Origin of the sequence: Streptomyces sp. NPDC001406, from assembly GCF_042895285.1 — a bacterium.
Classification (GTDB): Bacteria; Actinomycetota; Actinomycetes; order Streptomycetales; family Streptomycetaceae; genus Streptomyces.
On sequence record NZ_JBIAWG010000014.1, the window covers coordinates 221465 to 248140 of the forward strand.

Sequence of the window (26676 nt, forward strand, 5' to 3'; positions counted from 1 at the left end):
GCACCTCGTGCGCGGACCCTGCGGTTCGGGCCGCGCACGAGGTGCATCTGTTCTGCTGCACGTCAGTTGCCCGAAAAGGGGCTTGGGGGCACGAGCGCTTCGGAATGATGCCCGTATGACGGTCTGGAAGGTATTGCGCTGGGTGGGGGCCGCTGTCGGTCTGGCTGCTCTGATTGCGTTCTTCGCTTTGGTGGGGCTGGATCGGGCAGATCAGTTGAGCAGCGTGTTGAGTCTGTTCTTCACGGTGGCCGGGTTCGTGCTGGCCGTCATCGGCCATCTGCAGCAGAGGCCCGCGAACGGGCCATCGCCGGTTGCGCGTGGGGGGTCGATCGCATCGGGCGGCAGCGTGCGCGGTTCGAGGGCCGTCGACACCGGTGCGGGTGGTGCTCCGTCCGGTTCATGGACCGCGCCGCCGGGCGGAGGACCGTCGGCCGACCAGGGATCGATCGCGGCCCGCGGTGACGTCGATGACTCCGAGGCACGGCGGGGTTCGTGATGAGTCGCCGCAAGCCCCGTGCAAAGGCCGGTCGTGAGGCATCGGGCCTGTCTGCCGACCGGGGCTCGATCGTGGCGGGACGTGACATCAAGAACGCCACGTCCATCCATGCGCACACCACGGTACTGCCCGCCGGAGCGCTGAAGAGCCCGTCGAAGGTGAAGGCGCCCCGCGACTGCAGCAACGTGCCGCGTCCGCACGGCTTCGTCGGCCGTGAGCGTCAACTGGCCGCGCTGGATGCCGCGTTCGCCACGTCCGGAGAAGTGGTTGTGCAGGCGCTCCATGGCCTGGGCGGAGTCGGCAAGTCCACGCTGGCCGCCCACTGGGCCAGGACACGGTCACGCACCTCCCCGCAGTGGTGGATCACGGCCGAGTCGCCCGACTCCCTGGATTCCGGGCTGGTGGACTTCGCGGTCCGCCTGCAACCCACGTTCAGGAGCGTGGAGACCGGAGCCGACGAGCTACGGGAATGGGCTCTGTCGTGGCTTGCCGCCCATCGGGGCTGGTTGATCGTGCTGGACAATGTCAACGACCCCGAGCACATCCGTCCGGTCATCGACCGGGCCGGCCGCGGTGGACGCTTCCTCATCACCAGCCGCCGCGCGACCGGCTGGCACCACATGTCCTCCACGGTGTCCCTGGACGTCCTGGACGAAGGGGAAGCGGTTGAGCTGTTCACCCGCATCCTGAACCACGACGGGGAGCGGGACAGCGACGGTGCGGCCGAGGTCTGCGCGGCAGTGGGCCATCTGCCGCTGGCCGTGGAACAGGCGGCCGCCTACTGCGCCGAGACCGGGGATTCGCCCCGCGCCTACCTGGACCTGCTGACCAGCAGGCCTGCCGAGATGTTCGCCACCGCCGCGGAAGGCGGGGACGCGGAGCGCACGATCGCCCGGATCTGGAGCATCACACTCGACCGCCTCAGAGACTTGCCCTTGGCAGGGGAGGTTCTGCGGGTGCTGGCCTGGTACGCCCCTGACGGCATCCCGCGCAACCTTCTCGACGACCTTGCCTACCCGTCCCCTCTTCGGCCAAGGCTCCCAAAGATACGTTCTCGGCCCGCGGACAACGCCGGTGCGTTGCGTGTCCGGCTTCACCGGCTCGCCCGCACCTACGTGGAAAGGACAGCCGATCCGTTGGCGCTGAACACGGCGATCGGCAAACTGGCCGCCTACAGCATGATCAGCCAACAGGACGGCATCATCACGGTGCACCGGCTCGTGCAGGCCTTCGCTCGGACGCCCGACCCCGAGGATCCGTACCGCCGGGCCAAGGACATCGCACACGCACAGCAGATCGCGGCGAACGCATTGGAGCACTTGCTTCCCACGGATTCGGACGATCCTGAGACCTGGCCGACATGGCACACGCTGTTGCCTCATGTGTCCGCTCACACCGATCACACCCCGCCGCAGTCGGAATCACTCACCACTGCCCGACTCCTGAGAAAGGCCTCGACGTTCTATGCGCGGCGGGGCGCTGTGGGTCCGGGCACAGCCGCTGGAATCCGGGCGGCCCACATTCACGAACGACTGCTGGGAAAAAGGCATCCCGCCACTCTGAGCAGTCGCAACAGCCTCGCGAACGCCCTCCGGGCGGCCGGGGACTTCAAGCGTGCCGTCGAGCTGCTGGAGTCCAATCTCGCGGACACCGAACGCATCTTCGGCCCTGACCACCCCGACACACTGGCCAGTCGAAACAACCTCGCCAGCGCCTACCAGGACGCCGGCGATCTGAAGCGCGCGATCCCTCTGTTCGAGTCCGCTCTCGCCGACAACGAACGCATCTTCGGCCCCGCGCACCCCACCAACCTGCTGCGCCGCAACAACCTCGCGCTCGCGTACAAGATCGCTGGTGATCTGGAGCGCGCCACTCCTCTGTTCGAAACCGCTCTCGTCGATGCCGAGCGCGATCTCGGACCCGACCACCCCGACACCCTCACCTGCCGCAGCAACCTCGCGGCGGCCTACCAGCACGCCGTTGATCCAGAGCGTGCGATCTCCCTGTTCGAGTCCACTCTCGCCGATACCGAGCGCGTTCTGGGACCCGACCACCCCGACACCCTCATGCGCCGCAACAACCTCGCGAACGCCTACGAGCGCACCTGCGACCTGAAGCGCGCGATCCCCCTCTTCGAGTCCACACTCGCCGATTCGGAGCGGGTTCTCGGACCCGACCACCCCGACACCCTCACCATTCGCCATAACCTCGCGACCGCCTACCAGCATGCCGGGGAACTGAAGCGCGCGATCGCCCTGTTCGAGTCCACACTCGCCGATACCGAGCGCGTTCTCGGCCCCGACCACCCCAACGTGCTCGCCCGACGCAATCAACTCAGGCGCGCCTACAAGGCTCGTAGCTCGCAGTAGGCGGAGTGGAAGATGTCTTCGCGCACCTCTTGGCTCCGCCCGTCCCGTGCTCAACACTGTGCCGATGACGCAGCGCGTGGAGCTCGCGACCGTGATGGACCGGCTGGCCGTGGACGGCGTGGTCACCGAGTACGCGGTGGCCGTGGACGACGGTGACTGGGCCGCGTACCGGACACTGTTCACGAGGGACGGGCGGGCGGACTACCGTTCCGCCGGCGGGATCGAGGGGGACGCCGGCCAGGTCGCCGGGTGGCTGGCCGAGAGTCTGGGGCTGTTCTCGATGCGGCAGCATCTCATCGTCAACCGACGGATACGGTTCGGGGTCCTGGAGCAGGACACCGGGGACACCGCGCGGGTGCAGGCCGACTATGTCAATCCGATGCGGTTCGCGGGCGGCGACGGCGGAAGCACGGCGCCTGACTTCGTGTGCGGCGGCCGGTACTCCTTCGGGCTGCTGCGGACGGCCGAGGGCTGGCGGCTGCGCGAGGTCGTCGTGCGGGAGAAGTGGCGCCGTCTGCCCGACCCCCGTCCGGCTCCCGTGACCGGCTGAGCCGAGGCCCTCTGTCCGGGAGGGCTCCCCGGCGGCCACACTGGAAGGAGCGGCCGGGTAGGAGGCGACGTATGAGGACGATCGATCGCTGGCTCGCCTCCCCGTGGCGTCGCTCTGTCGCCGCCGTTCTCGCCGGAGCCCTGCCCGTGTTCGCCTTCCCGGCGCCCGCGCTGTGGTGGTTCGCGTACGTCGCGCTGGTCCCCTGGATCCTGCTGGCCCGCTCGGCCCCGACCGGGAAGCGGGCGGCGTACGACGGCTGGCTGGGCGGGCTCGGGTTCATGGTGGCGGTGCACCACTGGCTGCTGCCCAGCCTGAATGTCTTCCTCTTCCTGATCGCGGGGCTGCTGGGCGCGCTCTGGGCGCCCTGGGGTCGGCTGGTGCGCCGGTTCCTGGGCGGGGTGCCCTCGCCGGGCCGGGGCGCGGCCGCCCTGGTGGTGCTGCCGTCCGGCTGGCTGGCGGTGGAGCTCGTCCGGTCCTGGCAGGGGCTCGGCGGTCCCTGGGGCCTGCTCGGCTCCAGCCAGTGGCAGGTGGAGCCGGCGCTCCGGCTCGCCTCGGTGGGCGGGGTGTGGCTGCTCAGCTTCCTGGTGGTGGCCGTCAATGTCGCGGTCACCATGCTGGTGGCGATACGCGCGGTCCGGATACCGGCCCTCGCCTCGCTGGTCGCCACGGCCGCAGCGACCTCGGCGGCCTGGGTGTGGTCGCCCCGCCCGGACGTCGACGGACGGGTCGGGATCGCCGTCGTACAGCCCGGTGTGATCAACGGCGCCGATCAGCGCTTCGACCGCGAGGAGCAGCTCACCCGGGGGCTCGTCGGGCAGCGCCTCGATCTGATCGTCTGGGGCGAGAGCAGCATCGGCTTCGACCTGGGCGACCGGCCGGACCTGGCGAAACGGGTCGCGGCCCTGTCCCGGCAGACCGGCGCGGACATCCTGGTCAACGTGGACGCCCGCCGCTCCGACCGGCCCGGCATCTACAAGAGCTCGGTCCTGATCGGCCCGGACGGCCCGACCGGCGCCCGGTACGACAAGATGCGGCTCGTCCCGTTCGGTGAGTACATCCCGGCCCGCTCGGTGCTGGGCTGGGCCACCTCGGTCGGCAAGGCGGCGGGCGAGGACCGTCGGCGCGGCACCGAGCAGGTGGTGATGGATGTCGGGCACGGGCTGCGCATCGGCCCGATGGTGTGCTTCGAGACCGCGTTCCCGGACATGAGCCGTCACCTCGCGCAGGACGGTGCCGACGTGCTGCTCGGCCAGTCCGCGACGTCGACGTTCCAGCAGAGCTGGGCTCCCGAGCAGCATGCCTCGCTGGCCGCGCTGCGCGCCGCCGAGACCGGCCGTCCCATGGTGCACTCGACGCTGACCGGCGTCTCGGCCGTCTACGGCCCGAGCGGACAGCGCCTGGGTCCGTGGCTCGGCACCGAGGCGAGCACCGCCCAGGTGTACGAGGTGCCCCTGGCCCATGGCATCACTCCGTACGTCCGCTACGGCGACTGGCCGGTGAAGGGCGCCCTGCTCGCGCTGGCCGCCCTGGGCGTGACCGAGGGCGTGCGGGCGGTCAGGCTGCGCCGGAGCGCTCCTGGACCGCATGTACGACCCGCTCGCACAGTTCGTGAGTCGCCAGTGCGTCACGGGCACTGAGGACCTTGCCGGCGCGCACGGCGTCGAGGAACGCGAGCACCGCCTGCTCGATGCCGCGCTGCCGGGCGACCGGCACCCAGTCCCCGCGCCGCCGCAGCGTCGGCTGCCCCTTGTGGTCGATCACCTCGGCGAGATTGACCACCTGGCGCTTGGTGTCCTGCCCGGAGACCTCGAGGATCTCCTCGGCCGAGCCGCTGAGCCGGTTCATCACGCCGAGCGCGGTGAAGCCGTCCCCGGCGAGCTGGAGCACGACGTGGTGGAGCAGCCCGTCCTCCAGGCGGGCGCGCACGGTGACGTCGTCGACCGCGCCCGGCACCAGGAAGCGCAGCGTGTCCACGACGTGGATGAAGTCGTCGAGGATCATCGTGCGGGGCTTCTCCGGCAGCCCGATGCGGTTCTTCTGCATCAGGATCAGCTCGCGCGGGTGGTCGGCGCACTGGGCGTACCCGGGGGCGTAGCGCCGGTTGAAGCCGACGGCGAGGGAGACGTCGCGGTCCTCGGCGAGCTTCACCAGGCGCTCGGAGTCGGCGAGTTCGTAGGCGAGCGGCTTGTCGACGTAGGTCGGTACGCCCGCCTCCAGGAGCCGGGTGACGATCTCGGGGTGCGCCGGGGTGGGCGCGTGCACGAAGGCGGCGTCGAGGTCCTGGGCGAGCAGCGAGTCCAGGGTCGCGTGCCGCCGGCCGGCGGGGAGGTGGAGGCCGTCGGCGAGCCGGGCGAGGGTCTCGGGCGTGCGGGTCTGCAGGTGCAGTTCGATGCCGGGCCGCATGCCGAGCACCGGCAGGTATGCCTTCTGCGCGATGTCGCCGAGTCCGATGCAGCCGACCTTCACGTGCTCTCCCCTAGCGGTTGCCTACCGGTGCCCTCCCGGAAGCATACGGCGGCCGCCAGTCGGCGATGCCGTCGAAGCCGCGCAGGAAGAGCGCCGGTGCGGCGAGCGCCAGTGCGGCGAGCGTGGTGTTGCGTACGGCGATGACGGCGCGGTTGCCGGTCATGTCGAGCCGGGCGACCTTGACGGCCCGGCGGGCGACCGCCGTCGTACGGGGCAGCCGGGCGGCCGTGTAGGCGGGCAGGTCGCCGGCGTGGTGGGCGAGGACGACGGCGTCCTCGACGGCCTGGTTGCCGCCCTGCCCGAGGGTCGGCGGCATGGCGTGCGCGGCGTCGCCGAGCAGGGCCACCCGGCCGCGGTGGAAGGCGGGCAGCGGGTCGGCGAGGTGGTGGACGTCGTGGCGCAGCACGTCCTCGGGGCGGGCGGCCGCGATGACGGCGGGGATCGGGTCGTGCCAGTCGCCGAACCGGCGGGCGAGTTCGGCCCGCTCGTCGTCCGGCGCGTGCTGCCCGGCGGGGGTCATGGCGGCGGCGTACGCGTACACCCGGCCGTCCTTGAGGGGGTGTGTGCCCCAGATCCGGCCTCGGCCCCAGGTCTCGTGCGAGGCGAACTGGGCGCCGGGGACCGGGATCACGACCCGCCAGGTGGTGAACCCGGCGTAGAACGGACCGGGATGCCCGGGGAAGAGCACGCCGCGCGCGGCGGAGTTGATCCCGTCGGCGGCGACCACCAGGTCGGCCTCCAGTTCGCCGTCGGCGGTGGTGACCCGGGCGGGCCGGTCGGTGTCGCCGGGGTCGACGACGGTGGCGGCCGCGGTCGTGCGGACGGTGCCGGGCGGGAGTTGCGCGGCGAGGCTGTTGACGAGGGTGGCCCGGTGCAGCAGGACGAGGGGGCCGCCGAAGCGGGCCGCGGCGGCGTCGGCGCTGGTGCGCGCGAGCCAGCGGCCGCGCGGGGTGCGCAGTCCGCCGTCGCCCTGCCAGGCGGCGAGATCGCGGATCTCGTCGCCGATGCCGATGACGTCCAGGGCGCGCAGGGCGTTGGGGGCCAGCGAGATGGCCGCGCCGACCGGCTCCAGGGAGCGGGCCCGCTCCAGGACGGTGACCTGCCAGTCCCGGCGGTGCAGGGCCGCGGCCGCGGTCAGGCCCCCGATACCGCCGCCGATGACGACGGCGCGTGACGACTGTGCCATGGCTCCTCCTGATGCCGGGCGCGCAGCAACGGACCCGGCGCACTACAGATGTAGTTGAGCGACTCCTCGACTGTACTACAGGCGTAGTTGCGCGGGTAGGGTCGTCCCATGTCCGTACGCACCCCGAGCGCCTCCCGTGCCGATCTGATCGCCGACACCGCCCTGGCCCTGCTCGCCGAGCGCGGTATGCGCGGGCTGACGCACCGGGCGGTGGACGAGGCGGCCGGGCTGCCGCAGGGCTCGACGTCCAATCTGGCGCGCACCCGGCAGGCGCTGCTGGAGCTCGCCGTGCGGCGGCACGCCGAGCGGGAGGCGCGGGTGCTGGCGGTGAGCGAGATGCCGGATGCGCGCGGCGGGCTCGACGCGCTGACCGAGGGGCTGGCCCTGGCGGTGCACCGTTCGCTGACCCAGAACCGCGCGTTGCTCGTCGCCCGCTACGAACTGGCCCTGGAGGCCACCCGCCGCCCCGAGCTGCGCGCCTTCTACGACGCGACGGGCGCCGTCTTCCGCGAGCAGCTGACCGCCCTGCTCACCGCCGTGGGCTCGCCCGACCCGGCCCGGCATGTGCTGTCGCTGGTCGCGTGGGCGGACGGGCTGATGTTCTCCTGCGTGGCCGGGACGTTCAACGCGGAGGTGCCGGATCTGGACGAGGTGCGGGCGGGGCTGCGGGAGCTGCTGAGGGGCATGCTGGGCCGCTGAAGCCGGCGCCCCCCCGGGGGGGCCGACGTCAGCTCGGGTCCTTTCATGCCCCTCGTACGGGGCGGGAGACCACCCTTGTGAGGGATCATCCGCCGTTACCCTGTTCCAGCGCCGCAGCCGACGCAGCAGAGTTGCGCGGGTGTATCGATCGACGACCTCCGCAGCGATCCTGGTCACCGTGGCCGTCTCGGCCCTCTCCGGCTGTGTGACCGTCCAGCGGCCGCCGACGCCCGGGCCACCACCGGCGGGGGCGCCGTCGCAGTCCTCGGCGCCCCGCACGGACGGCAGCGCGAAGCCGAGGGTCGTACAGGCACCGGCCCGGGAGGCGCTGGAAATGGTCGGCCCGTCCCGCCGCCCGAAGCGCTCCGGCGACCCGGCCCCTCCCCCGCAGCCGCCCGGGCCCCACCGCTCTGCCGCGCCCCCGGCTCTTCAGCCGCATCGTGGCCTTCGGCACCAGCCGCCCGCCGTCATTCCGGACGTCTCCCGGTCCGTCCCCAAGGCCCCCGACGTGTGCTCGCTGGGGACGGAATACGGCGGCTGGCGGCAGGACAGTCCCGAGGCGGTGATCTGCCGCCGGACGTACGGACAGTGAGGCGGCAGTGCGGGCAGGCCTAGGTCGGCCGCTGGCGTGGTGGGCCCCAGGGGTCACCTCCCGGGGGGTCCTCCTCGCCCAGTCGGTGTTCCAGCCGGGTGATCGCCGCCCTGACGCCGTCCCCGTAGCTGTCGTCGGTGAGGGCGCCGGCCGCGCCGCGGGCGCGATGCAGATAGGCGCGGGCGGCCTCGGAGCGGCCCAGCTTCATGTAGTCGGTGGCGAGATTCAGGTGCAGGGAGGGGTAGAACGTGCGCAGCGCCGCCGGGCCCGTCGCCCCCGCCGAGACTTCCTCCGCCGCCGACAACGCCCTCAGATCCCAGGCCAGTTCGTCCGAGGGGTCGTCCTGGGTGTCGGCCAGGTAGTGCGCGAGCGTGCAGCGGTGCACCGGGTCCCCGTCCTGCCCGACCTCCGCCCACAGGTCCAGCAGCCGGCTCCTGGCCTCCTCGCGGTCTCCGCCGTGATGCAGCATGACGACCTGCCCGATCCGGGTCAGCACGGCGTCCGGCGCCGTCCGCTCCTGCCGCTCCGCCACCGAGTCCTCCAGGCTGATCCGCACGACAGGCCCAGTCGGCTGTCCCCCCGACGCTAACCGGCGGCACGGACAAACCCGGTCAGGCGGCCCCGTACGACACGGGACCGCCCGCGGGGCGGATCAGCCCAGGTCCGGGATCGTCCAGTCGATCGCCTCGTGGCCCTGCGCGGCGACCGCCTCGTTGATCTGGGTGAACGGGCGGGAGCCGAAGAACTTCTTGGCGGACAGCGGCGAGGGGTGCGCGCCCTTCACCACGACGTGCCGGGTCTCGTCGATCAGGGGCAGCTTCTTCTGCGCGTAGTTCCCCCACAGGACGAAGACCGCCGGGTCGGGCCGGTCGGCCACCGCGCGGATCACCGCGTCCGTGAACTTCTCCCAGCCCTTGCCCTTGTGCGAGTTGGCCTCGCCGGAGCGGACCGTGAGCACCGCGTTGAGCAGCAGCACGCCCTGCTGGGCCCACGGCATCAGATATCCGTTGTCCGGGACGGGCGTGCCCAGCTCCTCCTTCATCTCCTTGTAGATGTTGCGCAGCGAGGGCGGGGTCTTCACCCCGGGCCGGACCGAGAAGCACAGGCCGTGGCCCTGGCCCTCGCCGTGATAGGGGTCCTGGCCCAGGATCAGCACCTTGACCTTCTCGAACGGTGTCGCGTCCAGGGCCGCGAAGACCTCCTCGCGCGGCGGGAAGACCGCGCCCTTCGCCCGCTCCTCCTCCACGAACTCCGTCAGCTCCTTGAAGTAGGGCTGCTGCAGTTCGTCGCCCAGAACCCCGCGCCAGGACTCGGGCAGCATGGCGATGTCGGTCACGTCAACGTCCTCACGGTGTGCGGTCACTTGCAGGTTGTGCAGTGCTCAGAACCTACAGGCGCCCACTGACAATCGGTGCCGTGAGTCGGCATCACCAGCTCGTCTTGCGGTGCAGCTCCCACATCATCATGATCGCCGACGGGTCCAGCGACCGTTCCGCGCCGGAGACGTCGGCGCTCGCGGCCAGGTACTGCTTGCCCTGCCACAGCGGCAGCAGCCGTGCGTCGTTCGCCAGGATCGTCTGCGCCTCCCGGAACTCCTTCACCACGCGGGAGCGGTCGCTCTCGCGGCGGGAGGCGGGCAGCAGATCATCGGTGATCTTGGGTGACGGGTAGGGCGTGCCGACGGCGTTGTTCTCGCCGACGAACGGGGCGATGAAGTTGTCGGCGTCGGGGAAGTCGGGGGACCAACCGCGCCCGAACACCGGGTACTCGCCCTTCTGGTAGCCCACCACGTACTTGTTCCAGGGACGGCCGTGCACGGTGACGGTGAACAGCCCGGACGCCTCCAGTTGGCGCTTGATCTCCTGGAACTCCTTCGCCGTCGCCGAGCCGTAGCGGTCGGTGGTGTACCAGAGGGTGAGCGGCACCTTCTGGTTGATGCCCGCCTGGCTGAGGATCTTGGCGGCCTTGCCGACGTCGGGGTCTCCGAAGTCGTCGAAGAACGCGGTGCTGTGCCCGGTCAGGCCGGCCGGGACCATGGAGTACAGCGGCTGCACGGTGTCCTTGTAGATCCGGTGGGCGATCTCGCTCCGGTTGATGATCTGGGCGACGGCCCTGCGGACGGCGGTCTTGCGCGCCCAGGGGTCCTTCGGGTTGAACACCAGGTACTCGATCTCGTTGCTCGGCCCGTCGATGAGGTCGATGTCCTTGGAGCCCTGGCCCTGGAAGGAGATGACGTCATCGGCGGCGAGGCCGCGGAAGGTGATGTCGAGCTTCTTGGCACGCAGGTCGTCGGCCAGCGAACGCGAGTCCTGGTAGTAGCGGATGGTCACCGCATCGTTTCTGCGGTCCGCGGCGCCCTTGTAGTGCTTGTTGCCGACCAGGACGGCCTGCTTGCCCTCCTGGTAGGACTCCAGGTTGTACGGGCCGGACCCGAGCACCTTGCCGTCCTTGCGCAGCGCGTTGTCCGGGTACTCCGCGGGATCCACGATCGACATACCGGGCGTGGCCAGCACGAACGGGAACGTGGCGTCCGGCTTGTTCAGGTGGAAGACGACCTCGCGCTCGCTCACCGCCTGGACCCGGTCGAGACTGCCCAGCAGCCCGGCCGGACCGCTGTTGACCTTGATCTTCTCGATGCGGTCGATCGAGTACTTGACCGCCTGTGCGTCCAGCTTGTCCCCGTTGGAGAAGGTCAGGCCCGAGCGGAGCTCGCACGTGTAGACGGTGTTCGACTCGGAGAACTTGCAGCTCTCGGCCGCGTCGGGCTGCGGTGTGGTCGCGCCGTCGGGGTAACTGAGCAGGGTCTGGTAGATGTTGCGGAAAAGTTCCCAGGACTGGTCCCAGGAAGCGGCCGGGTCCAGCGTGCTCGGGGCACTGGTCGTACCCACCACGATCGGTCCACCGCTGTCCTGGTTTCCGTCTGAAAAGACGCTGCACCCGGCCACCAGGGATATGGACGCAACCGCCGCCATTCTCTGTAGGCATCGGTTCCGGTTGAACACGCGCACGCTCCTCGATCCGCCATACCAAGGGTCGGCAGACGATACCGCAGTGACACGCCGGACGAACCTGCTTCGTACATGGGTCTTGATCGGCTTCTTCATGACGACGTTGTCATCGCTCCGGGCCCCTCCCGAACAATGACAAGGGCGCCGTTTCCGTCAAGGAAACGGCGCCCTTGTGCGCCCGATCGTTATGCCCGAACGAGGTCAGGCGACGCCGGCGTTCAGGAAGATCCCGCCGTCGACGACGAGCGTCTGTCCGGTGACCCAGTCGGACTGCTCCGAGGTGAGGAACGCGGCGGCGCCGCCGATGTCCGAGGGCACGCCGAGCCGGGCGAGCGGGTAGGCCGCGGCGGCCTCCGCCTCCCGGCCCTCGTACAGTGCCTGCGCGAACTTGGTCTTCACGACGGCCGGGGCGATCGCGTTGACCCGCACCTTGGGCGCGAACTCGTGCGCGAGCTGCTGGGTCAGGTTGATCATCGCGGCCTTGCTGACGCCGTAGGCGCCGATGAACGGCGAGGGCGCGAGGCCCGCGATGGAGGCGATGTTGACGATGGCGCCGCCGTTGTCCTTCTGCCAGGCGTGCCAGGTCTTCTGGGCGAAGCCGAGCGCCGAGATCACGTTGGTCTCGAACACCTTGCGCGCGACGTCCAGGTCGAGGTCGGCCATCGGCCCGAACACCGGGTTCGTTCCGGCGTTGTTGACCAGGAAGTCGACGCGGCCGAAGGCCTCCATGGCGCGCCCGACGGCCTCGGTCTGGTGGGCCAGGTCGTGCGCCTTGCCGGCGACACCGACGACCCGGTCGGAACCGAGCTTCTCGACGGCCTCCTTGAGGGCGTCCTCGTTGCGGCCGGTGATGACCACGCGGTCACCGCGTGCGACGAGCGCCTCGGCGACGCCGTAGCCGATGCCGCGGCTGGCGCCCGTGACGAGGGCGACCTTGCCGGAGAGTTCAGGCAGTTCAGTCATGTCCGTGTTCCTCAGATTTCCCGTTGCCGACTAGTCGAGCGGTCCGCCGGCGACGTACAGCACCTGGCCGGAGACGAAGCCGGCCGCCTCGCCCGTGAAGAAGGCGATCGCGTTGGCGATGTCCTCGGGCTCGCCGACGCGCTGCACGGGGATCTGGGTGGCGGCGGCGGCCTTGAACTCCTCGAAGCCCATCTTGACGCGATCGGCGGTGGCCTTGGTCATCTCGGTGGCGATGAAGCCGGGGGCGACGGCGTTGGCGGTGATGCCGAACTTGCCGAGCTCGATGGCGAGGGTCTTGGTGAAGCCCTGCAGACCGGCCTTGGCGGCGGAGTAGTTGGCCTGGCCGCGGTTGCCGAGGGCCGAGGAGGAGGACAGGTTGACGACACGGCCGAAACCGGCGTCGACCATGTGCTTCTGGACGGCCTTGGTCATCAGGAACGAGCCGCGCAGGTGCACGTTCATGACGGTGTCCCAGTCGGAGGCCGTCATCTTGAACAGCAGGTTGTCGCGGAGCACACCGGCGTTGTTGACCAGGATCGTCGGCGCGCCGAGCTCCTCGGCCACGCGGGCGACGGCCGCCTCGACCTGCGCCTCGTCGGAGACGTCGGCGCCGACCGCGATCGCCCGTCCGCCGGCCGCGGTGATCCGCTCCACGGTCTCCTTGCAGGCGGCCTCGTCGAGGTCGATGACGGCGACGGCGCGGCCCTCGGCGGCCAGTCGTACGGCGGTGGCGGCGCCGATGCCGCGCGCACCTCCGGTGACGATGGCGACCCGCTGGTCAGTGGTGGACATTGCTGCTTCTCCTCGCCCTTGAGAATTCCCCAGCCGCGGTGAGCGACCGCTTAGTACCTTCGACAGACGTGACGCTAGAAGCCCTGGCACCCGGTGTCAACGGCACACCGGGTCCGTGTGATCCATTACCTCACCAGGAGGTCCAGCAACCGCAGCGCCTCGGCCGCCGGATCGGTGGTGAGCCCCGTGTGGACGGGCCCGGGCTGCACGATGGTCGACCGCGGCGCGATCAGCCAGCGGAAACGCCGCCCCGCGTCGTCCTGGGCCGCGGGTCCCGCAGCCGCCCCGCCGCCGCACACGCCCTCGACGGCGCCGAGGGCGGCCCGTACGCCCGCGACGTCGGCGTCCGGGTCGAGAGCCAGCAGCCGGGCCTCGTCGAGGTGGGTGCGGGCGCCGACGTAGCCCTGGGCGCGGCAGTACACGACCACGCCCGCGTTGATGCACTCACCGCGCTCGACGCGGGGTACCACCCGCAGCAGCGCGTACTCGAAGACGTCCCGGCCGCCACCCTGGCCGGCCCGGGTGATGTGGCGCTCGGCCACATGGCCGGCCATGTGGATGTGGTGCTCGCTCACTGGTCCCCCTCGATGCCGGTGATGCGCTCGTGGACCACGGCGGCTCGCGCGAGCAGCGGCCGCGCGTAGGCCCGCCGCAGGTCGTCCGGGCTGTCGAAGCCGCGCTCGCCCGCCAGCCAGGCCTCCGGGATCTCGGCGGTGACCTCGGCCAGGAGGTCCTCGGTGACCAGGGGGGCCAGCTCCGCCGCGGCGCCCGCGACATCGGGGCCGAAGCCCGCGAGTGCGTGGTCCGAGGCGTCGTAGGGCCGGACCGCGGAGGCCTCGGCGCCGGGCCAGTTGTGGTGCCAGATCATGGTCGCGCCGTGGTCGATGAGCCACAGGTCGCCCCGGTGCATCAGCAGGTTGGGGTTGCGCCAGGAGCGGTCCACGTTGTTGATCAGCGCGTCGAACCAGACGATCCGTCCGGCCTCCTCCGGGCTCACCGTGAAGGCCAGCGGGTCGAAGCCGAGGGCGCCGGAGAGGAAGTCCATGCCGAGGTTGGTGCCCCCGCTGGACCTCAGCAGCTCCTGCACCTGCTGATCGGGTTCGCCGAGCCCCAGCACCGGATCGAGCTCGATCGTCACGAGGCGGGGCATCCTGAAGCCCAGGCGACGGGCCAGCTCCCCGCAGACGACCTCGGCCACCAGTGTCTTGCGGCCCTGTCCCGCGCCGGCGAACTTCATGACGTACGTCCCGAAGTCGTCGGCCTCGACGAGCCCCGGCAGCGAGCCGCCCTCACGCAGGGGCGTGATGTAGCGGGTCGCGATGACTTCCTTGAGCATCGCCCCAGGTTACTGGTGAGTCGCCGCTCCTCCGGCCGACAGCGGAACGACAGCTCTGGCTTACGGTGCTCCGACCGCGCGGACGTCAGGATCTCGACACCGTCTGAACGGGCCGCGCCCATCGGCCGTACCCCTGGACGGATCACCGAAAAGGCTTCGCGGAAGGGAATCCCCACATGAGCAGCGCATCGCCCAAGCCCGCAACGGGACCGGCCCGTCGTACGGTCGTGGCCGCGGCCGGAGCGGCGGGGCTCGCCGCCGCGCTGACCGCCTGCGGATCGGGCGACGATTCGTCGAACTCCTCCAGCGCGTCCGGGTCTTCCGGCAGCACCGGGGCGACCGGTTCCACCGGGACGCAGGGCGGCAGCGGTTCGGGCACCGGCGGGTCGGGCGGCGGCGACAACGCCGCGGCGGGCGGCACCGCGCTCGCCAAGACCGCGGACATCCCCGAGGGCGGCGGCAAGATCTTCAAGGACCAGGGTGTCGTGGTCACACAGCCGACGGCGGGCACGTACAAGGCGTTCTCGTCGAAGTGCCCGCACGCCGGGTGCGCGGTGGGCAGCGTCGCGAACGGTGTGATCGTCTGTCCGTGCCACAACAGCCAGTTCTCCGTCACGGACGGCAGCCGGAAGGCGGGTCCCGCGACCAAGGGGCTCACGGCCGCGAACATCACCGTGTCCGGGGACGAGATCAAGCTCGCGTGAGGGTCAGGCCCGTCGGCGCGGACGCTTGAGGCAGCCGAGCACCTCGTCCGTGGTCGCGACCGTGGCGACCAGGGCGAGCGTGTTGCGGATCATCGCGGGGGTGTAGTCGGAGGGCACCCCCGCGATGGCGTCCCGCGGCACGACGACGGTGTAGCCGCGGTTCACCGCGTCGAACACGGCGTTGGGTATCGCGACGTTGGCCGAGACACCGGTGACGATCAGCGTGCGGCAGCCGAGGTTGCGCAGCAGCGCGTCGACGTCGGTGCCCTGGACGGGCGACAGCCCGTGCAGCCGCCGTACGACGAAGTCCTCCTCGGTGACCTCGATCGGGGGCGCGATGCGCACCGCCGTGGTGCCGGACAGCTGCTGGACGGGGAGCCGTTCGGCGGCGCGGAACAGCCGGGCGTTGCGGTTGGCGCCCCGGCCGTCCGGGCGGCGCTCGGCGACGGCGTGGATCACCTGGAGGCCGCTCTCGTGCGCGGCGGCGACCAGCCGGGCGACATTGCCGAGGGCACCCGAGGCGCGGGCCTCCCGGGCGAGTTCGGGCAGCGCGCTGTCGGGGCCGACGACCCCCTGCTGGCACTCGACGGTGAGCAGCACGGTGCTCGCGGGGTCGAGGAGTTCTCCGAGCTCTTCGTACGACGCCATGAGGCCCCCTTTCGCCGGGATGCGGGGCGGGCGAGACTAACCACCATTGCGCGCGAACGGAAGACGACTCATTCTTTTCTGACGTGATGTCAGAGGATCTGGGCGACGACGGGACCTGGACCACCTCCTCTGACACGACGTGGGAGAAGAGGGGGCCGCATGACCGTCACTCAGCGCCGGGGCCGGAAGATCATGATGACGCCGGGCGAGCTGGACGAATTCCTGACCACTCAGCGCACCTGCCGGGTCGCCACCGTGTCCGCGAACGGTGCCCCGCATGTGAGCGCGCTGTGGTTCGCCTGGGACGGCAAGTCGCTGTGGCTGTACTCGGTGGTGCGCAGCAAGCGGTGGGCCGATCTGAGCCGTGATCCGCGGGTGGCGATCGTGGTGGACTCGGGCGAGGAGTACGACCAGTTGCGCGGGGTCGAGCTGTCCGGAGCCGTGGAGTTCGTGGGCGAGGTCCCGCGCACCGGCGAGCTGTGCGCCGAACTCGACACCGCGGAGACGCTGTTCGCCCGCAAGAACTTCGGTCTGGACGAGATGCCGCACGACGGTCGGCATGCCTGGGCGCGGCTGACCCCGGAGAAGGTCGTCTCCTGGGACTTCCGCAAGCTGGGCTCGATGTAGGGCTGTTGGGCCGAGACCGGCTCCGTTCAGCCGAAGCCGGCTCGGTTCAGCCGACTGTCGCGGCCGCCGCCTGCAGTGCCTCCACCGCCGCGCGGATGGAGGGGCGGCGGTCGGCGTCGGCCCGCCAGACGACGTACACATGACGGCGCACGCGCTGCTTGAGCGGGACCATGACGACGCCCGGGGGCACCGGGTGCCGTCCCAGCAGCGGCGCGATGCACACGCCCAACCCCGCTGCCACCAGGGCGAGTTGGGTGTGGGTCTCGGCGGCGCGATGGCCGACGTTCGGCTCGATGCCGCGCGAGCGCAGCGTGAACATCAGCCACTCGTGGCAGAACTCGCCCTCGCCCCAGGTGATCCACTCGTCCTCGGCGAACTCCCCGAGGTCCACCTCGTCCCGGTCCGCGAGCCGGTGACCGGCCAGCATGGCCACATCGGCCGGGTCGTCGAGGAGGGGCGCCTTCACCAGACCGTCCGGGACCGGCATCGGCTTGTTGTACCAGTCCAGGACCACAGCGAGGTCGAGATCGCCGCGGACGACTCCGGCGACGCCGTTCTCCGGCTCCAGCTCGCTGGAACGCACCCGCAGCGCCGGGTGCCGGGCGCGCAGGGCCGCGAGCGCGGCGGGGAACAGTCCGCGGGCGGCGGTGGGGAACGCGGACAGCCGCAGCTCGCCGACGACCTGCCCGCGATGCGCCTCCAGGTCGGACTGGGCGAGCTCGACCTGGGACAGGATCCGCGCCGCGTGCTCGGAGAGCAGCCGTCCCGCGTCCGTGAGGCGCACCCCTCGCCCGTTCTTGGCGAGGAGCCGCTGTCCCACCTCCCGCTCCAGCTTGCCCATCTGCTGCGAGACCGCGGACGTGGTGACATGCAGCGCCTCGGCCGCGCCACTGACCGAGCCGTGCCGGGCGAGGGCATCCAGGGTGCGCAGGCGCTCCAGATTCAACATGTAAGCAATGCTACGACGTATCGCGGGAGAATTCTCGATTGTGCTACGAGGTTTCCTCCGGCATCGTAGGGTCCATGACCACCGTCACGACTCCCCGCGCCGAGGCCGCCGCCGTCCGGCAGCCGCGCGCCCGCCTCGACTGGCGCCTGCGCTTCGGCGCCCTGTCCCTGATATGGGGCTTCAGCTTCCTGCTCATCAAGGTGGGCACGCAGGGGTATGCGCCCTTCCAAGTCACCCTGGGACGGCTGGTGTTCGGTACGGCGGTGCTCGCGGCGGCGATGGCGGTGAAGCGGGAGCGGCTCCCGCGCGGGGCACGCACCTGGGGCCACTTGGCGGTCGCCGCGTTCCTGCTGAACGCCCTGCCCTTCTCTCTCTTCGCCTACTCGGAGCTCACCATCCCGTCCACGCTGGCGGGCATCTGCAACGCCACCTCGCCACTGTGGGGCATGGCGCTGTCCCTGGTCGCCCTCTCGGAGGACCGCCCGACCCGGGTTCGCTTCGCCGGCCTCGGCATCGGTTTCCTCGGGGTGCTGACGGTGCTCGGCGCGTGGCAGGGATTCCACGGCCTGGATGCCACGGGTACGGCGATGGCTCTGCTTGCTTCGCTGAGCTATCCGATCGGGTGGATCCATGTCCGGCGGACGCTGGCCGGGACGGGGCATTCCCATTTGGCGATGACCGGGGCGCAGTTGTTGTTGGCCACGGGGCAATTGGCCGTTGTGACTCCGCTGTTCACTTCGTTTCCGGGGCACTTCTCTCTTGTTCCGCTGCTTGCCGTTGCCGCGTTGGGAGCGCTCGGTACGGGGCTGGCGGTGTTGATCCAGTACGGGTTGGTTGCCGAGGTCGGGCCCACCACGGCGCAGATGGTGACCTACTTCATCCCCGTGATCGCGACCGCGGCGGGTGTTGCCATTCTGGGGGAGTCGCTTCGGTGGACCACTCCGGTGGGGGCGGTGATCGTTCTTGCGGGGGCGGCGCTCACTCAGGTGAGGTCCAAGGAAGGTGCCTCGTAAGGCCGTAAGCACCTAGACATAAGTCCTCACCGGCATGGGGCCCACCGCTGCCGCCACCGCTTCCGCCAAAGGTCCGGTCTCCCCCGGAGTCAGCGTCGAGATCGTGATGCGGATTCCGGGTGGGGCGCTCAGGCGGAAGCGGGCGCCCGGGGAGACGGCCCAGCCGGCGTGGAGGAGGCGGGCGACCGCGCCCGTCTCGTCGGGGACCGGTACCCAGACGTTCATGCCGCTGCGGCCGTGCGAGGGGACCCCGCGCTCCGCGAGCGCGTCGATCAGCAGGTCCCGGCGGGACCGGTACGCCGTCGCCACCGCCGGTCCGTCCACCGCGCCGTCCTTCCAGAGGTGGACCACGGCACGTTGCAGCAGACGACTCACCCATCCCGGCCCCAGCCGCTGTCTCCCGCGCACCCGGTCGACCGTGACGGAGTCGCCGGTGAGGACGGCGAGGCGCAGGTCGGGGCCGTACGCCTTGGCGACGGAGCGGACGAAGGCCCAGTGGCGGGTGACACCGGCCAGGGGGTGCAGGGGCAGGTCGACGATGCCGTGGCCGTGGTCGTCCTCGATCAGCAGGGTCTGCGGGTACTCGCGCAGCACGGACCGCAGGGCACGCGCGCGCGTGGCGCTCACGGAGGCTCCGGTGGGGTTCTGCGCGCGGTCGGTGACGATCAGGGCGCGCGCTCCGGCGGCGAGGGCCGCGCGCAGGTCCTCGGGGCGCGGGCCCTCGTCGTCGACGCCCACGGGGACCGTGCGCAGCCCCAGTGCCGGCACGAGATCGAGGGTCCGGCCCCAGCCGGGGTCCTCGACGGCGACGGCGTCCCCCGGCTTGAGGTGGGCCGCGAGGACGCGCTCCACGGCGTCCAGCGAACCGGAGGTCACGGTGAGCGGCCCGTCGGGCACCCCGTCGGTGTCGAGTTCGGCCCGCGCGATCCGGGCCAGCTCCGGCTCGACGGGCTCGGCTCCGTAGAGCACCGGGTCCCGGTCCCCCTCCGCCGCCACCGCCGCGAGGGCGGGCGTGAGCGCAGGCAGCAGTGCCGGGTCGGGGTTGCCGCTGGACAGATCCCGCACCCCGGCCGGTACGGCCACATGCAGCTGCTCGCGGCCCGTCGTGGCCGGCTTGGGCCGGATACGGCTGCCGCGGCGCCCCGCCGTCTCGATGACCCCGCGCTCCCGCAGGGTGCGGTAGGCGGCCGCGACCGTATTGGGGTTCACCCCCAGCCGGGCGGCCAACTCTCGCATGGGCAGCAGCAGTTGGCCCGGTTGCAGGTCACCGGCCCCCACCGCGCGCTCGACGCTCGCCGCGATCTCTGCTGCGCCGCGACCTTCGATCGGATACTCTCCTAGCACAAAATGGATTATGCACTAGTGCAATGGAGAGCGCCATGCAGGGGACCCAGCAGACGCCGCCGCCGTCGGCCGCCTATACCCCGACCGACCGCACCGTCCCGACGCGCGCCGCCGAGAAGGCGTCGTACGACAAGGAGCTGGTGCACTCGATACTCGACGAGGGCTACGTCTGCCACCTCGGCTTCGTCCGCGACGGCGCGCCGGTGGTGCTCCCCACGCTGTACGGCCGGGTCGGCGAGCGGCTCTATGTGCACGGCTCCACGGGGTCGCGCCCGCTGCGGATGACCGGCGGGAGCGACCCGGGGCTCGCGGTGTGCCTGACGGTCACCCATGTCGACGGACTGGTCCTGGCCCGCTCCGCCTTCCACCACTCGATCAACTACCGCTCGGTCGTGGTGCACGGCGTCGCCCACCAGGTCACCGACCCCGAGGAGCGGCGACTGGCCCTGGACGCGCTGGTCGACCACGTCGTACCGGGGCGCTCCGCCGACTCCCGGCCCGCCGACAAGAAGGAACTGGCGGCCACCGCGGTCATCCGGCTCGACCTGGACGAGGTCTCCGCCAAGGTCCGTACCGGCGGCGCGAACGACGAGCCCGAGGATCTGGCCCTCGCCCACTGGGCCGGGGTCGTCCCGCTGCGCAAGGGGTACGACGCGCCGGTCGCGAACGCCGACCTCGCCCCCGGCATCGAGCTTCCCGACTACCTCAGGGCGCTGTGATGCTGATCCACCCCTGGGACGCGCCCCGCGACGACACCGAGTGGCAGACCTGGCTGGCCGCCCATGACTTCGGCCAGCTCGCGGTCAACGGACTGTCCGGTGAGCCGCCCTTCGTGCAGCCGCTCCACTTCGCCTTCGACGCCGCCCGCGGCGAGGCGGTCACCCATCTCGCCCGCCCCAATCCGCTGTGGCCCGCCCTGGAGGCGAACCCGCAGGTGCTGCTGAGCGTGGTCGACGACTACGTGTACGTGCCCGGCCCCTGGCAGGCAGCGCCGGACGGCCCGCCCGAGCACGGCGTCCCGACGAGCTTCTACGCCGCCGTCCAGCTCCACTGCACGGCCCAGGTCGTGGACGACCCGGCGGAGAAGGCCGACCTGCTCAACCGCCAGCTCGGCCACTTCCAGCCGGAGGGCGGCTCGTCGCGGGCGACACCGCAGGAGGCTCCGTACGGCCGCCTGCTGTCCGGCATCCGCGGGCTGCGGCTCGTGGTGACCGACGTACGCGCGAAGTTCAAGTACGCGGGCAAGAAGCCGGAGGAGGTGCGGGAGCGGATCGCCGACGCGCTGGCGGGGCGGAGCGGGCCGGGGGACGCGGCGGCACGGGAGCACATGGTGCGCAGGCGAGGGGCGTGAGCGGACGGGCCGGTCCGGCCCGGTTCACTCGGCGGATCGCGCCGCCGTTCCCCTGGCGGCGAGTTCGCGTGGGGGTGCGCCGCTCGCCACCGGGTCCGCGGAGCCCTTGGCAGGCGTCGAGGACTGGGCGATGAACGCGCCGACCAGGACGACCGCACCGCCGACGACCTGGGGCGCGGAGAGGTGTTCGCCGAGGAGCACCCAGGCCAGCACGGTCGCGACGACCGCCTCCAGGCAGGCCACGACACCCGCGACCTGCGGGGAGAGCCGCCGCACGGACACCACACCGGTGACATAGGCGATGACCGTGGCGACCAGGACGATCCACGCCAGCAGCGCGGCCGCCGGGACCGGGGTGCCGTTCATGTGGGCGGTGCCGGAGAGGACGGACCAGTCCATGGCCCAGGGGCGGGCCACGGCGGTCAGCACGAGGGCGCCGATGAGCAGTCCGTACGCGATGACACCGAGCGGGTCCGGCGCCTCCTCGCCCGCCTCGCCGCCCTGGTCGGACAGGACGAAGTAGCCGACCTGGCAACAGGCCGCGCACAGGGCGAGCAGCAGCCCGAGCGCGTCGAAGCCCAGCCCCGACCAGACCTCGACGACACAGGCGAGGCCGCCGGCCGCGAGCACCACGCCGAGCGCGGCGGCCCGTGTGACCGGCCGGCGCTGCACGAATCGCACCCAGCCGAGCACCAGGGCGGGGGCGAGGTACTCCACGAGCAGCGCGACCCCGACCGGGATGCGTGAGATCGCGGCGAAGTAGCAGGCCTGGACACCGGCCACAGCAAGCAGTCCGAACCCGGCGAGCAGCGCGGGGCGACGGCGCACGAGCCCCCGGTGGCGCACGGCGAGCGGCAGCATCACCAGCGCGGCACCGGCCACCCGCAGCCACACCACGTGCAGCGGGTCGAGTCCCGCCTCGATCAGCGGCTTGGCCGCGACACCGGATCCCCCGAAGGCGAGCGCCGAGGCGAGCGCGAGGCCGAGCCCGACGCCCTTCCCGTGGCTGCCCTGGCTGCTTTCAGACGTATGCACCGGCACATGATGACAGGCGATGACATGAGCGTCACCCCCAATGGCACCTGTCTCAGCGGCTGGACGGGGCCCGCGCTCAACAGGCCGCGCCGCCGTCCCCCGCGTACTCCCCCCAGCCGGCGATCCGGGCGGGCAGGCCGGCCACCTCGATCCCGGCGCGCGCGAGCACCTCGACGGCCCGAGCCTGCGGGTCCCGGACGAGCGCGACGAGCAGATCGGTGCCGCCCGCCCGTTCGCCGCCGCGCAGCCGGGCCCGCTCGACGGCGTGGACCATGGCGGCGGAGGCCAGCGGCGACCAGCCGTCGGACCCCTTCAGGGTGGGCATCGCGCCCGAGTCCTCCACGGTGCTCTGCCAGCGCAGGCCGTAGCCGATGCTGCGCTGCACGAGGTAGCCGAGCAGGCGGGCGATCTGCGGAGGGTCGCCGATCACGGCCCGTACGTCGGGATCGGACTCCAGGAGCGAGTGCAGCAGATGGGCGGTGTCGATCTGCCGGTCCCCGTCCCGAACAGCCCTGCGGCGGGCACCGGCGACCACCGCTGCCAGCTCGGCACTGAGCCCGGCATCGGCATCCGCGCGGAGGATTCCCTGGTCATGGGCGGACTGGTGGGGAATACGGGGTTGCACATCCCCTACCCCATCAGCCTCTGGGACCGAGGTCATCGCCGAGGGGAAGCATTTTCGCGTCCCACGGTGAGTGGACAACCCCGGCCGGAATCTCCTCCTTACGGAGGAGATCAGGCCGATGCGCCTGCGGGAGCGCGCGCTCTTCACATTTTCTGACAGTTCATCAGTATTGAATGTTCCGGGCCCTGCGGCTACGTTCCGCGACACCACAGCCCGACACTGAGAGGTGGTCGCATGGCCGAAGTCAGCGCGGAGGCACGCATCGGGGCACCGGCCGAGAAGGTGTGGGCGCAGCTCACGGACTGGCCGGCATACGGGGAGTGGAACGCGACCCACACCAACTTCCCCAAGGGCGGCCCCGAGACCCTGGCGGTGGGCGGCACCTTCCAGGAGAACATGAAGCTGATGGGGTTCCCGGCCGAGGTCGAGTGGACCATCGAGGAACTGGAGCCGGCCCGGGTGCTCGCCATTCGCGGCAAGGGCCCGATGGCGGTGACCGTCGCCACGCGCTACACCCTCACCCCGGACGGCGACGCCACGACGGTACGCATCGACGGCGAGTTCACGGGCGCCGCCGTGTCACTGATGGCGGGCAAGCTCAAGGACTCGGCGACGGCGGCCCTGAACGAGTCGCTGCGCAAGCTGGGCGGGCTGGTGGCCTGAGACAGCAGGACGGACGGCGAGACGGGAAGGCGCCCCGCGGAACAGTCCACGGGGCGCCTCGGTCGGTGCCCTCGCTCCTCGCGAGCAGGACGCTCAGTCCTCGTCGGCGAGGATCAGATACAGCTTCTTGCGGGCGTCGTTGATGACGGCCAGCGCCTTCTCGCGCTGTTCCTTGCTGCCGGTCTTCCAGACCTGCCCGAAGGCCTCCATCAGACCGAAACCGGCCTGACGGATCTCGCCGAGGGCTTCCCAGTCGACCCCGCGCGAGGCCTCCTCCCAGGGCGCGTCGGGCCCCTCGTCGGCCGCGGTGCGGCCGTCCTCGGTGAGCGAGAACAGCTTCTTGCCGCCCTCGGACTCGCTGGTGATCAGGCCCTCGTCCTCCAGCAGTTGCAGGGTGGGGTACACCGAGCCGGGGCTCGGCTTCCACGCGCCGCCGCTGCGCTCGGCGATCTCCTGGATCATCTCGTAACCGTGCATCGGCCGATCCTTGAGCAGAGCCAGGATCGAGGCCCGTACGTCACCGCGCCGCGCCCTTCCCCTGGGGCCGCCGCGCCCTCGATGACCCCAGGGGCCCGGTCCGAAACCGGGTCCGCCGGGACCGAAGCCGGGTCCGCCGGGACCGAAGCCGGGGCCGCCCGGACCGAAGGGCCCGAAGGCCGCCCGCAGCCCCTCGAAACCGCCCCGGTCGCGCCGGGAGCCGCCGTCGTGTCGATGTCCGTGCTCGTATCCGTGGGAACGCATCGCCATCACTCCATTCCATCGTTGATCTGTCGCGATGCGTCAACGATATATCGGAAGCGATCGGATGACAAGCCTCTTCAGCACCTATGGCGGCTCCGCCGTTTCCGGAATCAGGCGTTCCAGCTCCACTCGGCGACTTCGGGCAGGTCAACGCCGTGCTCGCGGATCCAGGCGTGGTGGCGGGTGCGGACGTCGGCCATCTGCTGGCGCACGCGGGCGGCGCCCGCCGCGAGGTCGGGGACGCGGTCGATGACGTCCATCACCAGGCGGTAGCGGTCGAGATCGTTGCGCACGACCATGTCGAACGGCGTGGTCGTGGTGCCGGACTCCTTGTAGCCGCGGACGTGCAGGTTCCGGTGCCCGGCGCGGCGGTAGGCGAGACGGTGGATCAGCCACGGGTAGCCGTGGTAGGCGAAGATCACCGGCTTGTCGGTGGTGAAGAGGCCGTCGAACTCGAAGTCGGTCATGCCGTGCGGATGTTCCTCGCGCGGCATCAGCCGTGTCATGTCGACCACGTTGACGACGCGCACCGCGAGCTGGGGCAGATGACGGCGCAGCAGCTGGGCCGCGGCCAGGACCTCCTGGGTGGGTACGTCCCCGGCGCAGGCCAGCACCACGTCCGGTTCGCCGCCGTCCTCCGTGCCGGCCCACTCCCAGATGCCGGCTCCCCGCGCGCAGTGGACCCGGGCCTGGTCCATGGACAGCCAGTCGAAGCACGGCTGCTTCCCGGCCACGATCACGTTCACGTAGTCCCGGCTGCGCAGGGCGTGGTCCGCGACCGACAGGAGCGTGTTGGCGTCCGGCGGCATGTACACGCGCACGACCTCGGGGCTCTTGTTGAGGACGTGGTCGACGAAGCCGGGGTCCTGGTGGGAGAAGCCGTTGTGGTCCTGGCGCCACACATGCGAGGTCAGCAGGTAGTTGAGGGAGGCGATGGGCGCGCGCCAGGGCAGGTCCCTGGAGGTCTTCAGCCACTTGATGTGCTGGTTGACCATCGAGTCGACGATGTGCACGAAGGCCTCGTAGCAGGAGAACAGTCCGTGCCTGCCGGTGAGGAGATAGCCCTCCAGCCAGCCCTGGCAGAGGTGTTCGGAGAGGATCTCCATCACCCGGCCGTGCCGCTCCAGGTGTTCGTCGACCGGCAGGATCTGTGCCTGCCAGGCCTTTCCGCTGGCGTCGAAGACGGCCTGCAACCGGTTGGAGGCCGTCTCGTCGGGGCCCACCACGCGGAAGTCCCGGCGCCCGCTGGTGTCCTTCATGACCTGTTCGAGCAGGGCGCCGAGGACCCGGGTCGGCTCGTGCAGCGTCGTCCCCGGCTTGTCGACCGGGACCGCGAAGTCGTCGAGGCCGCGGATCGGCAGGTCCCGTACGAGGAGGCCGCCGTTGGCGTGCGGCGTGGCACCGAGCCGCTTGTGGCCCTCGGGAAGGCAGGCCAGGACATCGGGGACGGGCCTGCCGTCGGCGCCGAAGAGCTCCTCGGGCCGGTACGAGCGCAGCCAGGCCTCCAACTGCCGCAGATGCTCCGGGTTCTCGCGGACACCGGCCAGCGGGACCTGGTGGGCGCGCCAGGTGCCCTCGACCGGCACGCCGTCCACCTCGGCCGGACCGGTCCAGCCCTTCGGCGTGCGCAGCACGATCACCGGCCAGTGCACACGCTCGCCGACGCCGTCCTCGCGGGCGGTCCGCTGCGCCACCGCGATACGGTCCAGCGCCTCGTCGAGCGCCGCGGCCATCGCCCGGTGCACCTCGGCCGGGACGTCGCCGGTCACATGGATCGGCTCGTGGCCGTATCCCCGCAGGAGCTCGTCGAGTTCGGACTCGGGAAGACGGGAGAGCACCGTCGGGTTGGCGATCTTGTACCCGTTGAGGTGCAGGATCGGCAGCACCGCTCCGTCGTACACCGGGTCCAGGAACTTGTTCGAGTGCCAGGAGGCGGCCAGCGGTCCGGTCTCCGCCTCGCCGTCGCCGATCACACAGGCGACCAGCAGGTCCGGGTTGTCGAGGGCGGCGCCGTAGGCATGGGCGAGCGAGTAGCCGAGCTCGCCGCCCTCGTGGATCGAACCGGGTGTCTCCGGGGCCACATGGCTGGGCACCCCGCCCGGGAACGAGAACTGCCGGAACAGCCGCTCCATGCCCGCCCCGTCACGCGACACGTCCGGGTAGGTCTCGCTGTAGGTGCCCTCCAGCCAGGAGTTGGCCACCACGGAGGGCCCGCCGTGCCCCGGCCCCCAGATGGCCAGCGCGTCGAGGCCGCGCGTCCTGATCACGCGGTTGAGGTGGGTGTACACGAGGTTGAGGCCGGGCGAGGTGCCCCAGTGACCGAGCAGCCGCGGCTTGATGTGCTCCGGCCTCAGCGGCTCGGTCAGCAGCGGGTTGGCCATCAGATAGATCTGGCCCGCCGCAAGGTAGTTGGCGGCGCGCCAGTGCGCGTCCAGGGTGCGCAGTTCGTCGTCGGAAAGTACGGTGGCGTCCTGGTGTTCGACCTTGGACATGGGTGAGACTCCGGAAGTCGTCGACGT

The 26676-nt window shown here is 71.2% G+C and carries 28 protein-coding genes; 12 read left to right on the forward strand and 16 right to left on the reverse strand.

All coding sequences use genetic code 11. The annotated features are described in order from the left end of the window. Positions 1 to 115: 115 nt before the first annotated feature. The 4 genes from ACFY1J_RS32115 (at position 116) to lnt (ending at position 5052) form a co-directional block, all read left to right on the forward strand. A complete protein-coding gene (locus ACFY1J_RS32115) occupies positions 116 to 496 on the forward strand; it encodes a hypothetical protein (protein WP_390732448.1) in 381 nt (126 codons plus the stop codon). Continuing rightward, complete coding sequence (locus ACFY1J_RS32120) at positions 496 to 2865, forward strand: tetratricopeptide repeat protein (RefSeq protein ID WP_390732449.1); 2370 nt, start codon at positions 496 to 498, stop codon at positions 2863 to 2865. Before ACFY1J_RS32115 ends, ACFY1J_RS32120 begins: the two co-directional genes overlap by 1 nt. A gap of 64 nt (positions 2866 to 2929) precedes the next feature. Then, the gene (locus ACFY1J_RS32125) at positions 2930 to 3415 is read left to right on the forward strand and encodes a nuclear transport factor 2 family protein (protein ID WP_390710330.1); all 486 of its coding nucleotides are present in this window, start codon (positions 2930 to 2932) and stop codon (positions 3413 to 3415) included. A 71-nt stretch (positions 3416 to 3486) separates the two neighbouring features. Further along, entirely contained in the window at positions 3487 to 5052 is a 1566-nt protein-coding gene (gene lnt / locus ACFY1J_RS32130) for an apolipoprotein N-acyltransferase (RefSeq protein WP_390710329.1), read from the forward strand. On the opposite strand, the gene ACFY1J_RS32135 is transcribed toward lnt, so the two are convergent. Both ACFY1J_RS32135 and ACFY1J_RS32140 read right to left on the reverse strand, forming a co-directional pair. Beyond that, a complete protein-coding gene (locus tag ACFY1J_RS32135; protein WP_390732450.1) occupies positions 4970 to 5881 on the reverse strand; it encodes a Gfo/Idh/MocA family protein in 912 nt (303 codons plus the stop codon). The two genes, lnt and ACFY1J_RS32135, sit on opposite strands and share 83 nt — an antisense overlap. A gap of 10 nt (positions 5882 to 5891) precedes the next feature. Next, complete coding sequence (locus ACFY1J_RS32140) at positions 5892 to 7067, reverse strand: FAD-dependent monooxygenase (protein WP_390710327.1); 1176 nt, start codon at positions 7065 to 7067, stop codon at positions 5892 to 5894. A gap of 108 nt (positions 7068 to 7175) precedes the next feature. On the opposite strand from ACFY1J_RS32140, the gene ACFY1J_RS32145 reads away from it, so the two are divergent. Together ACFY1J_RS32145 and ACFY1J_RS32150 are read left to right on the forward strand one after the other, a co-directional pair. Continuing rightward, positions 7176 to 7766, forward strand: a complete 591-nt coding sequence (locus ACFY1J_RS32145; RefSeq protein WP_390710326.1) for a TetR/AcrR family transcriptional regulator — start codon at positions 7176 to 7178, stop codon at positions 7764 to 7766. Positions 7767 to 7905: 139 nt separating this feature from the next. Beyond that, the gene (locus ACFY1J_RS32150; RefSeq protein WP_390710325.1) at positions 7906 to 8358 is read left to right on the forward strand and encodes a hypothetical protein; all 453 of its coding nucleotides are present in this window, start codon (positions 7906 to 7908) and stop codon (positions 8356 to 8358) included. A gap of 19 nt (positions 8359 to 8377) precedes the next feature. Here ACFY1J_RS32150 and ACFY1J_RS32155 read toward each other — a convergent pair whose 3' ends face one another. The 7 genes from ACFY1J_RS32155 to ACFY1J_RS32185 all read right to left on the reverse strand — a co-directional run bounded on the left by ACFY1J_RS32155 (position 8378) and on the right by ACFY1J_RS32185 (position 14457). Beyond that, complete coding sequence (locus ACFY1J_RS32155) at positions 8378 to 8890, reverse strand: hypothetical protein (protein WP_390710572.1); 513 nt, start codon at positions 8888 to 8890, stop codon at positions 8378 to 8380. 120 nt (positions 8891 to 9010) lie between these two features. Beyond that, positions 9011 to 9694, reverse strand: coding sequence for a uracil-DNA glycosylase (ung, locus tag ACFY1J_RS32160; RefSeq protein ID WP_390710324.1), 684 nt, complete (start codon positions 9692 to 9694; stop codon positions 9011 to 9013). Between the two features lie 91 nt (positions 9695 to 9785). Next, positions 9786 to 11360: an ABC transporter substrate-binding protein gene (locus tag ACFY1J_RS32165; protein ID WP_390710571.1), complete on the reverse strand. Its 1575-nt coding sequence runs from the start codon at positions 11358 to 11360 to the stop codon at positions 9786 to 9788. A gap of 207 nt (positions 11361 to 11567) precedes the next feature. Then, positions 11568 to 12329, reverse strand: a complete 762-nt coding sequence (locus ACFY1J_RS32170; RefSeq protein ID WP_390710323.1) for an SDR family oxidoreductase — start codon at positions 12327 to 12329, stop codon at positions 11568 to 11570. A 30-nt stretch (positions 12330 to 12359) separates the two neighbouring features. Then, on the reverse strand, positions 12360 to 13121 hold the full coding sequence (fabG, locus tag ACFY1J_RS32175; protein WP_363299984.1) for a 3-oxoacyl-ACP reductase FabG: 762 nt from the start codon (positions 13119 to 13121) through the stop codon (positions 12360 to 12362). A 125-nt stretch (positions 13122 to 13246) separates the two neighbouring features. After that, a complete protein-coding gene (locus ACFY1J_RS32180; protein WP_390710322.1) occupies positions 13247 to 13696 on the reverse strand; it encodes a DUF3037 domain-containing protein in 450 nt (149 codons plus the stop codon). Next, positions 13693 to 14457 (reverse strand): HipA family kinase, encoded by a 765-nt coding sequence (locus tag ACFY1J_RS32185; protein ID WP_390710321.1) that lies wholly within the window; start codon positions 14455 to 14457, stop codon positions 13693 to 13695. The genes ACFY1J_RS32180 and ACFY1J_RS32185 overlap by 4 nt, the downstream gene beginning before the upstream one ends. 176 nt (positions 14458 to 14633) lie before the next feature. Between ACFY1J_RS32185 and ACFY1J_RS32190 the strand changes: the two genes are divergently transcribed. Beyond that, the gene (locus tag ACFY1J_RS32190) at positions 14634 to 15161 is read left to right on the forward strand and encodes a Rieske (2Fe-2S) protein (RefSeq protein WP_390710320.1); all 528 of its coding nucleotides are present in this window, start codon (positions 14634 to 14636) and stop codon (positions 15159 to 15161) included. Positions 15162 to 15164: 3 nt separating this feature from the next. On the opposite strand, the gene ACFY1J_RS32195 is transcribed toward ACFY1J_RS32190, so the two are convergent. Then, positions 15165 to 15809 (reverse strand): cysteine hydrolase, encoded by a 645-nt coding sequence (locus ACFY1J_RS32195; protein ID WP_390732451.1) that lies wholly within the window; start codon positions 15807 to 15809, stop codon positions 15165 to 15167. Positions 15810 to 15968: 159 nt separating this feature from the next. Here ACFY1J_RS32195 and ACFY1J_RS32200 point away from each other — a divergent pair, with 159 nt between their 5' ends. After that, positions 15969 to 16436, forward strand: a complete 468-nt coding sequence (locus ACFY1J_RS32200) for a pyridoxamine 5'-phosphate oxidase family protein (protein ID WP_390710318.1) — start codon at positions 15969 to 15971, stop codon at positions 16434 to 16436. Positions 16437 to 16482: 46 nt separating this feature from the next. On the opposite strand, the gene ACFY1J_RS32205 is transcribed toward ACFY1J_RS32200, so the two are convergent. Continuing rightward, entirely contained in the window at positions 16483 to 17385 is a 903-nt protein-coding gene (locus tag ACFY1J_RS32205) for a LysR family transcriptional regulator (RefSeq protein ID WP_390732452.1), read from the reverse strand. A gap of 74 nt (positions 17386 to 17459) precedes the next feature. On the opposite strand from ACFY1J_RS32205, the gene ACFY1J_RS32210 reads away from it, so the two are divergent. Next, a complete protein-coding gene (locus tag ACFY1J_RS32210) occupies positions 17460 to 18398 on the forward strand; it encodes a DMT family transporter (RefSeq protein ID WP_390710316.1) in 939 nt (312 codons plus the stop codon). Positions 18399 to 18410: 12 nt separating this feature from the next. Here the strand turns inward: ACFY1J_RS32210 and ACFY1J_RS32215 are convergent, their stop codons facing one another. Beyond that, the gene (locus ACFY1J_RS32215) at positions 18411 to 19742 is read right to left on the reverse strand and encodes an aminotransferase class I/II-fold pyridoxal phosphate-dependent enzyme (protein ID WP_390710315.1); all 1332 of its coding nucleotides are present in this window, start codon (positions 19740 to 19742) and stop codon (positions 18411 to 18413) included. 35 nt (positions 19743 to 19777) lie between these two features. Between ACFY1J_RS32215 and ACFY1J_RS32220 the strand changes: the two genes are divergently transcribed. Both ACFY1J_RS32220 and ACFY1J_RS32225 read left to right on the forward strand, forming a co-directional pair. Beyond that, complete coding sequence (locus ACFY1J_RS32220; RefSeq protein WP_390710314.1) at positions 19778 to 20461, forward strand: pyridoxamine 5'-phosphate oxidase family protein; 684 nt, start codon at positions 19778 to 19780, stop codon at positions 20459 to 20461. Beyond that, complete coding sequence (locus ACFY1J_RS32225; protein ID WP_390710313.1) at positions 20461 to 21093, forward strand: FMN-binding negative transcriptional regulator; 633 nt, start codon at positions 20461 to 20463, stop codon at positions 21091 to 21093. Before ACFY1J_RS32220 ends, ACFY1J_RS32225 begins: the two co-directional genes overlap by 1 nt. A gap of 24 nt (positions 21094 to 21117) precedes the next feature. Here ACFY1J_RS32225 and ACFY1J_RS32230 read toward each other — a convergent pair whose 3' ends face one another. Next, positions 21118 to 22134, reverse strand: coding sequence for a DMT family transporter (locus ACFY1J_RS32230; protein WP_390710312.1), 1017 nt, complete (start codon positions 22132 to 22134; stop codon positions 21118 to 21120). A gap of 70 nt (positions 22135 to 22204) precedes the next feature. Further along, on the reverse strand, positions 22205 to 22753 hold the full coding sequence (locus ACFY1J_RS32235; protein WP_390710311.1) for a Clp protease N-terminal domain-containing protein: 549 nt from the start codon (positions 22751 to 22753) through the stop codon (positions 22205 to 22207). Positions 22754 to 22987: 234 nt separating this feature from the next. Between ACFY1J_RS32235 and ACFY1J_RS32240 the strand changes: the two genes are divergently transcribed. Beyond that, positions 22988 to 23416, forward strand: a complete 429-nt coding sequence (locus ACFY1J_RS32240; RefSeq protein ID WP_316764314.1) for an SRPBCC family protein — start codon at positions 22988 to 22990, stop codon at positions 23414 to 23416. Between the two features lie 93 nt (positions 23417 to 23509). Here the strand turns inward: ACFY1J_RS32240 and ACFY1J_RS32245 are convergent, their stop codons facing one another. Both ACFY1J_RS32245 and ACFY1J_RS32250 read right to left on the reverse strand, forming a co-directional pair. Beyond that, positions 23510 to 24157: a PadR family transcriptional regulator gene (locus ACFY1J_RS32245; protein WP_390732453.1), complete on the reverse strand. Its 648-nt coding sequence runs from the start codon at positions 24155 to 24157 to the stop codon at positions 23510 to 23512. A gap of 110 nt (positions 24158 to 24267) precedes the next feature. Further along, the gene (locus ACFY1J_RS32250; RefSeq protein ID WP_390710309.1) at positions 24268 to 26649 is read right to left on the reverse strand and encodes a phosphoketolase; all 2382 of its coding nucleotides are present in this window, start codon (positions 26647 to 26649) and stop codon (positions 24268 to 24270) included. Between the last annotated feature and the right edge of the window lie 27 nt (positions 26650 to 26676).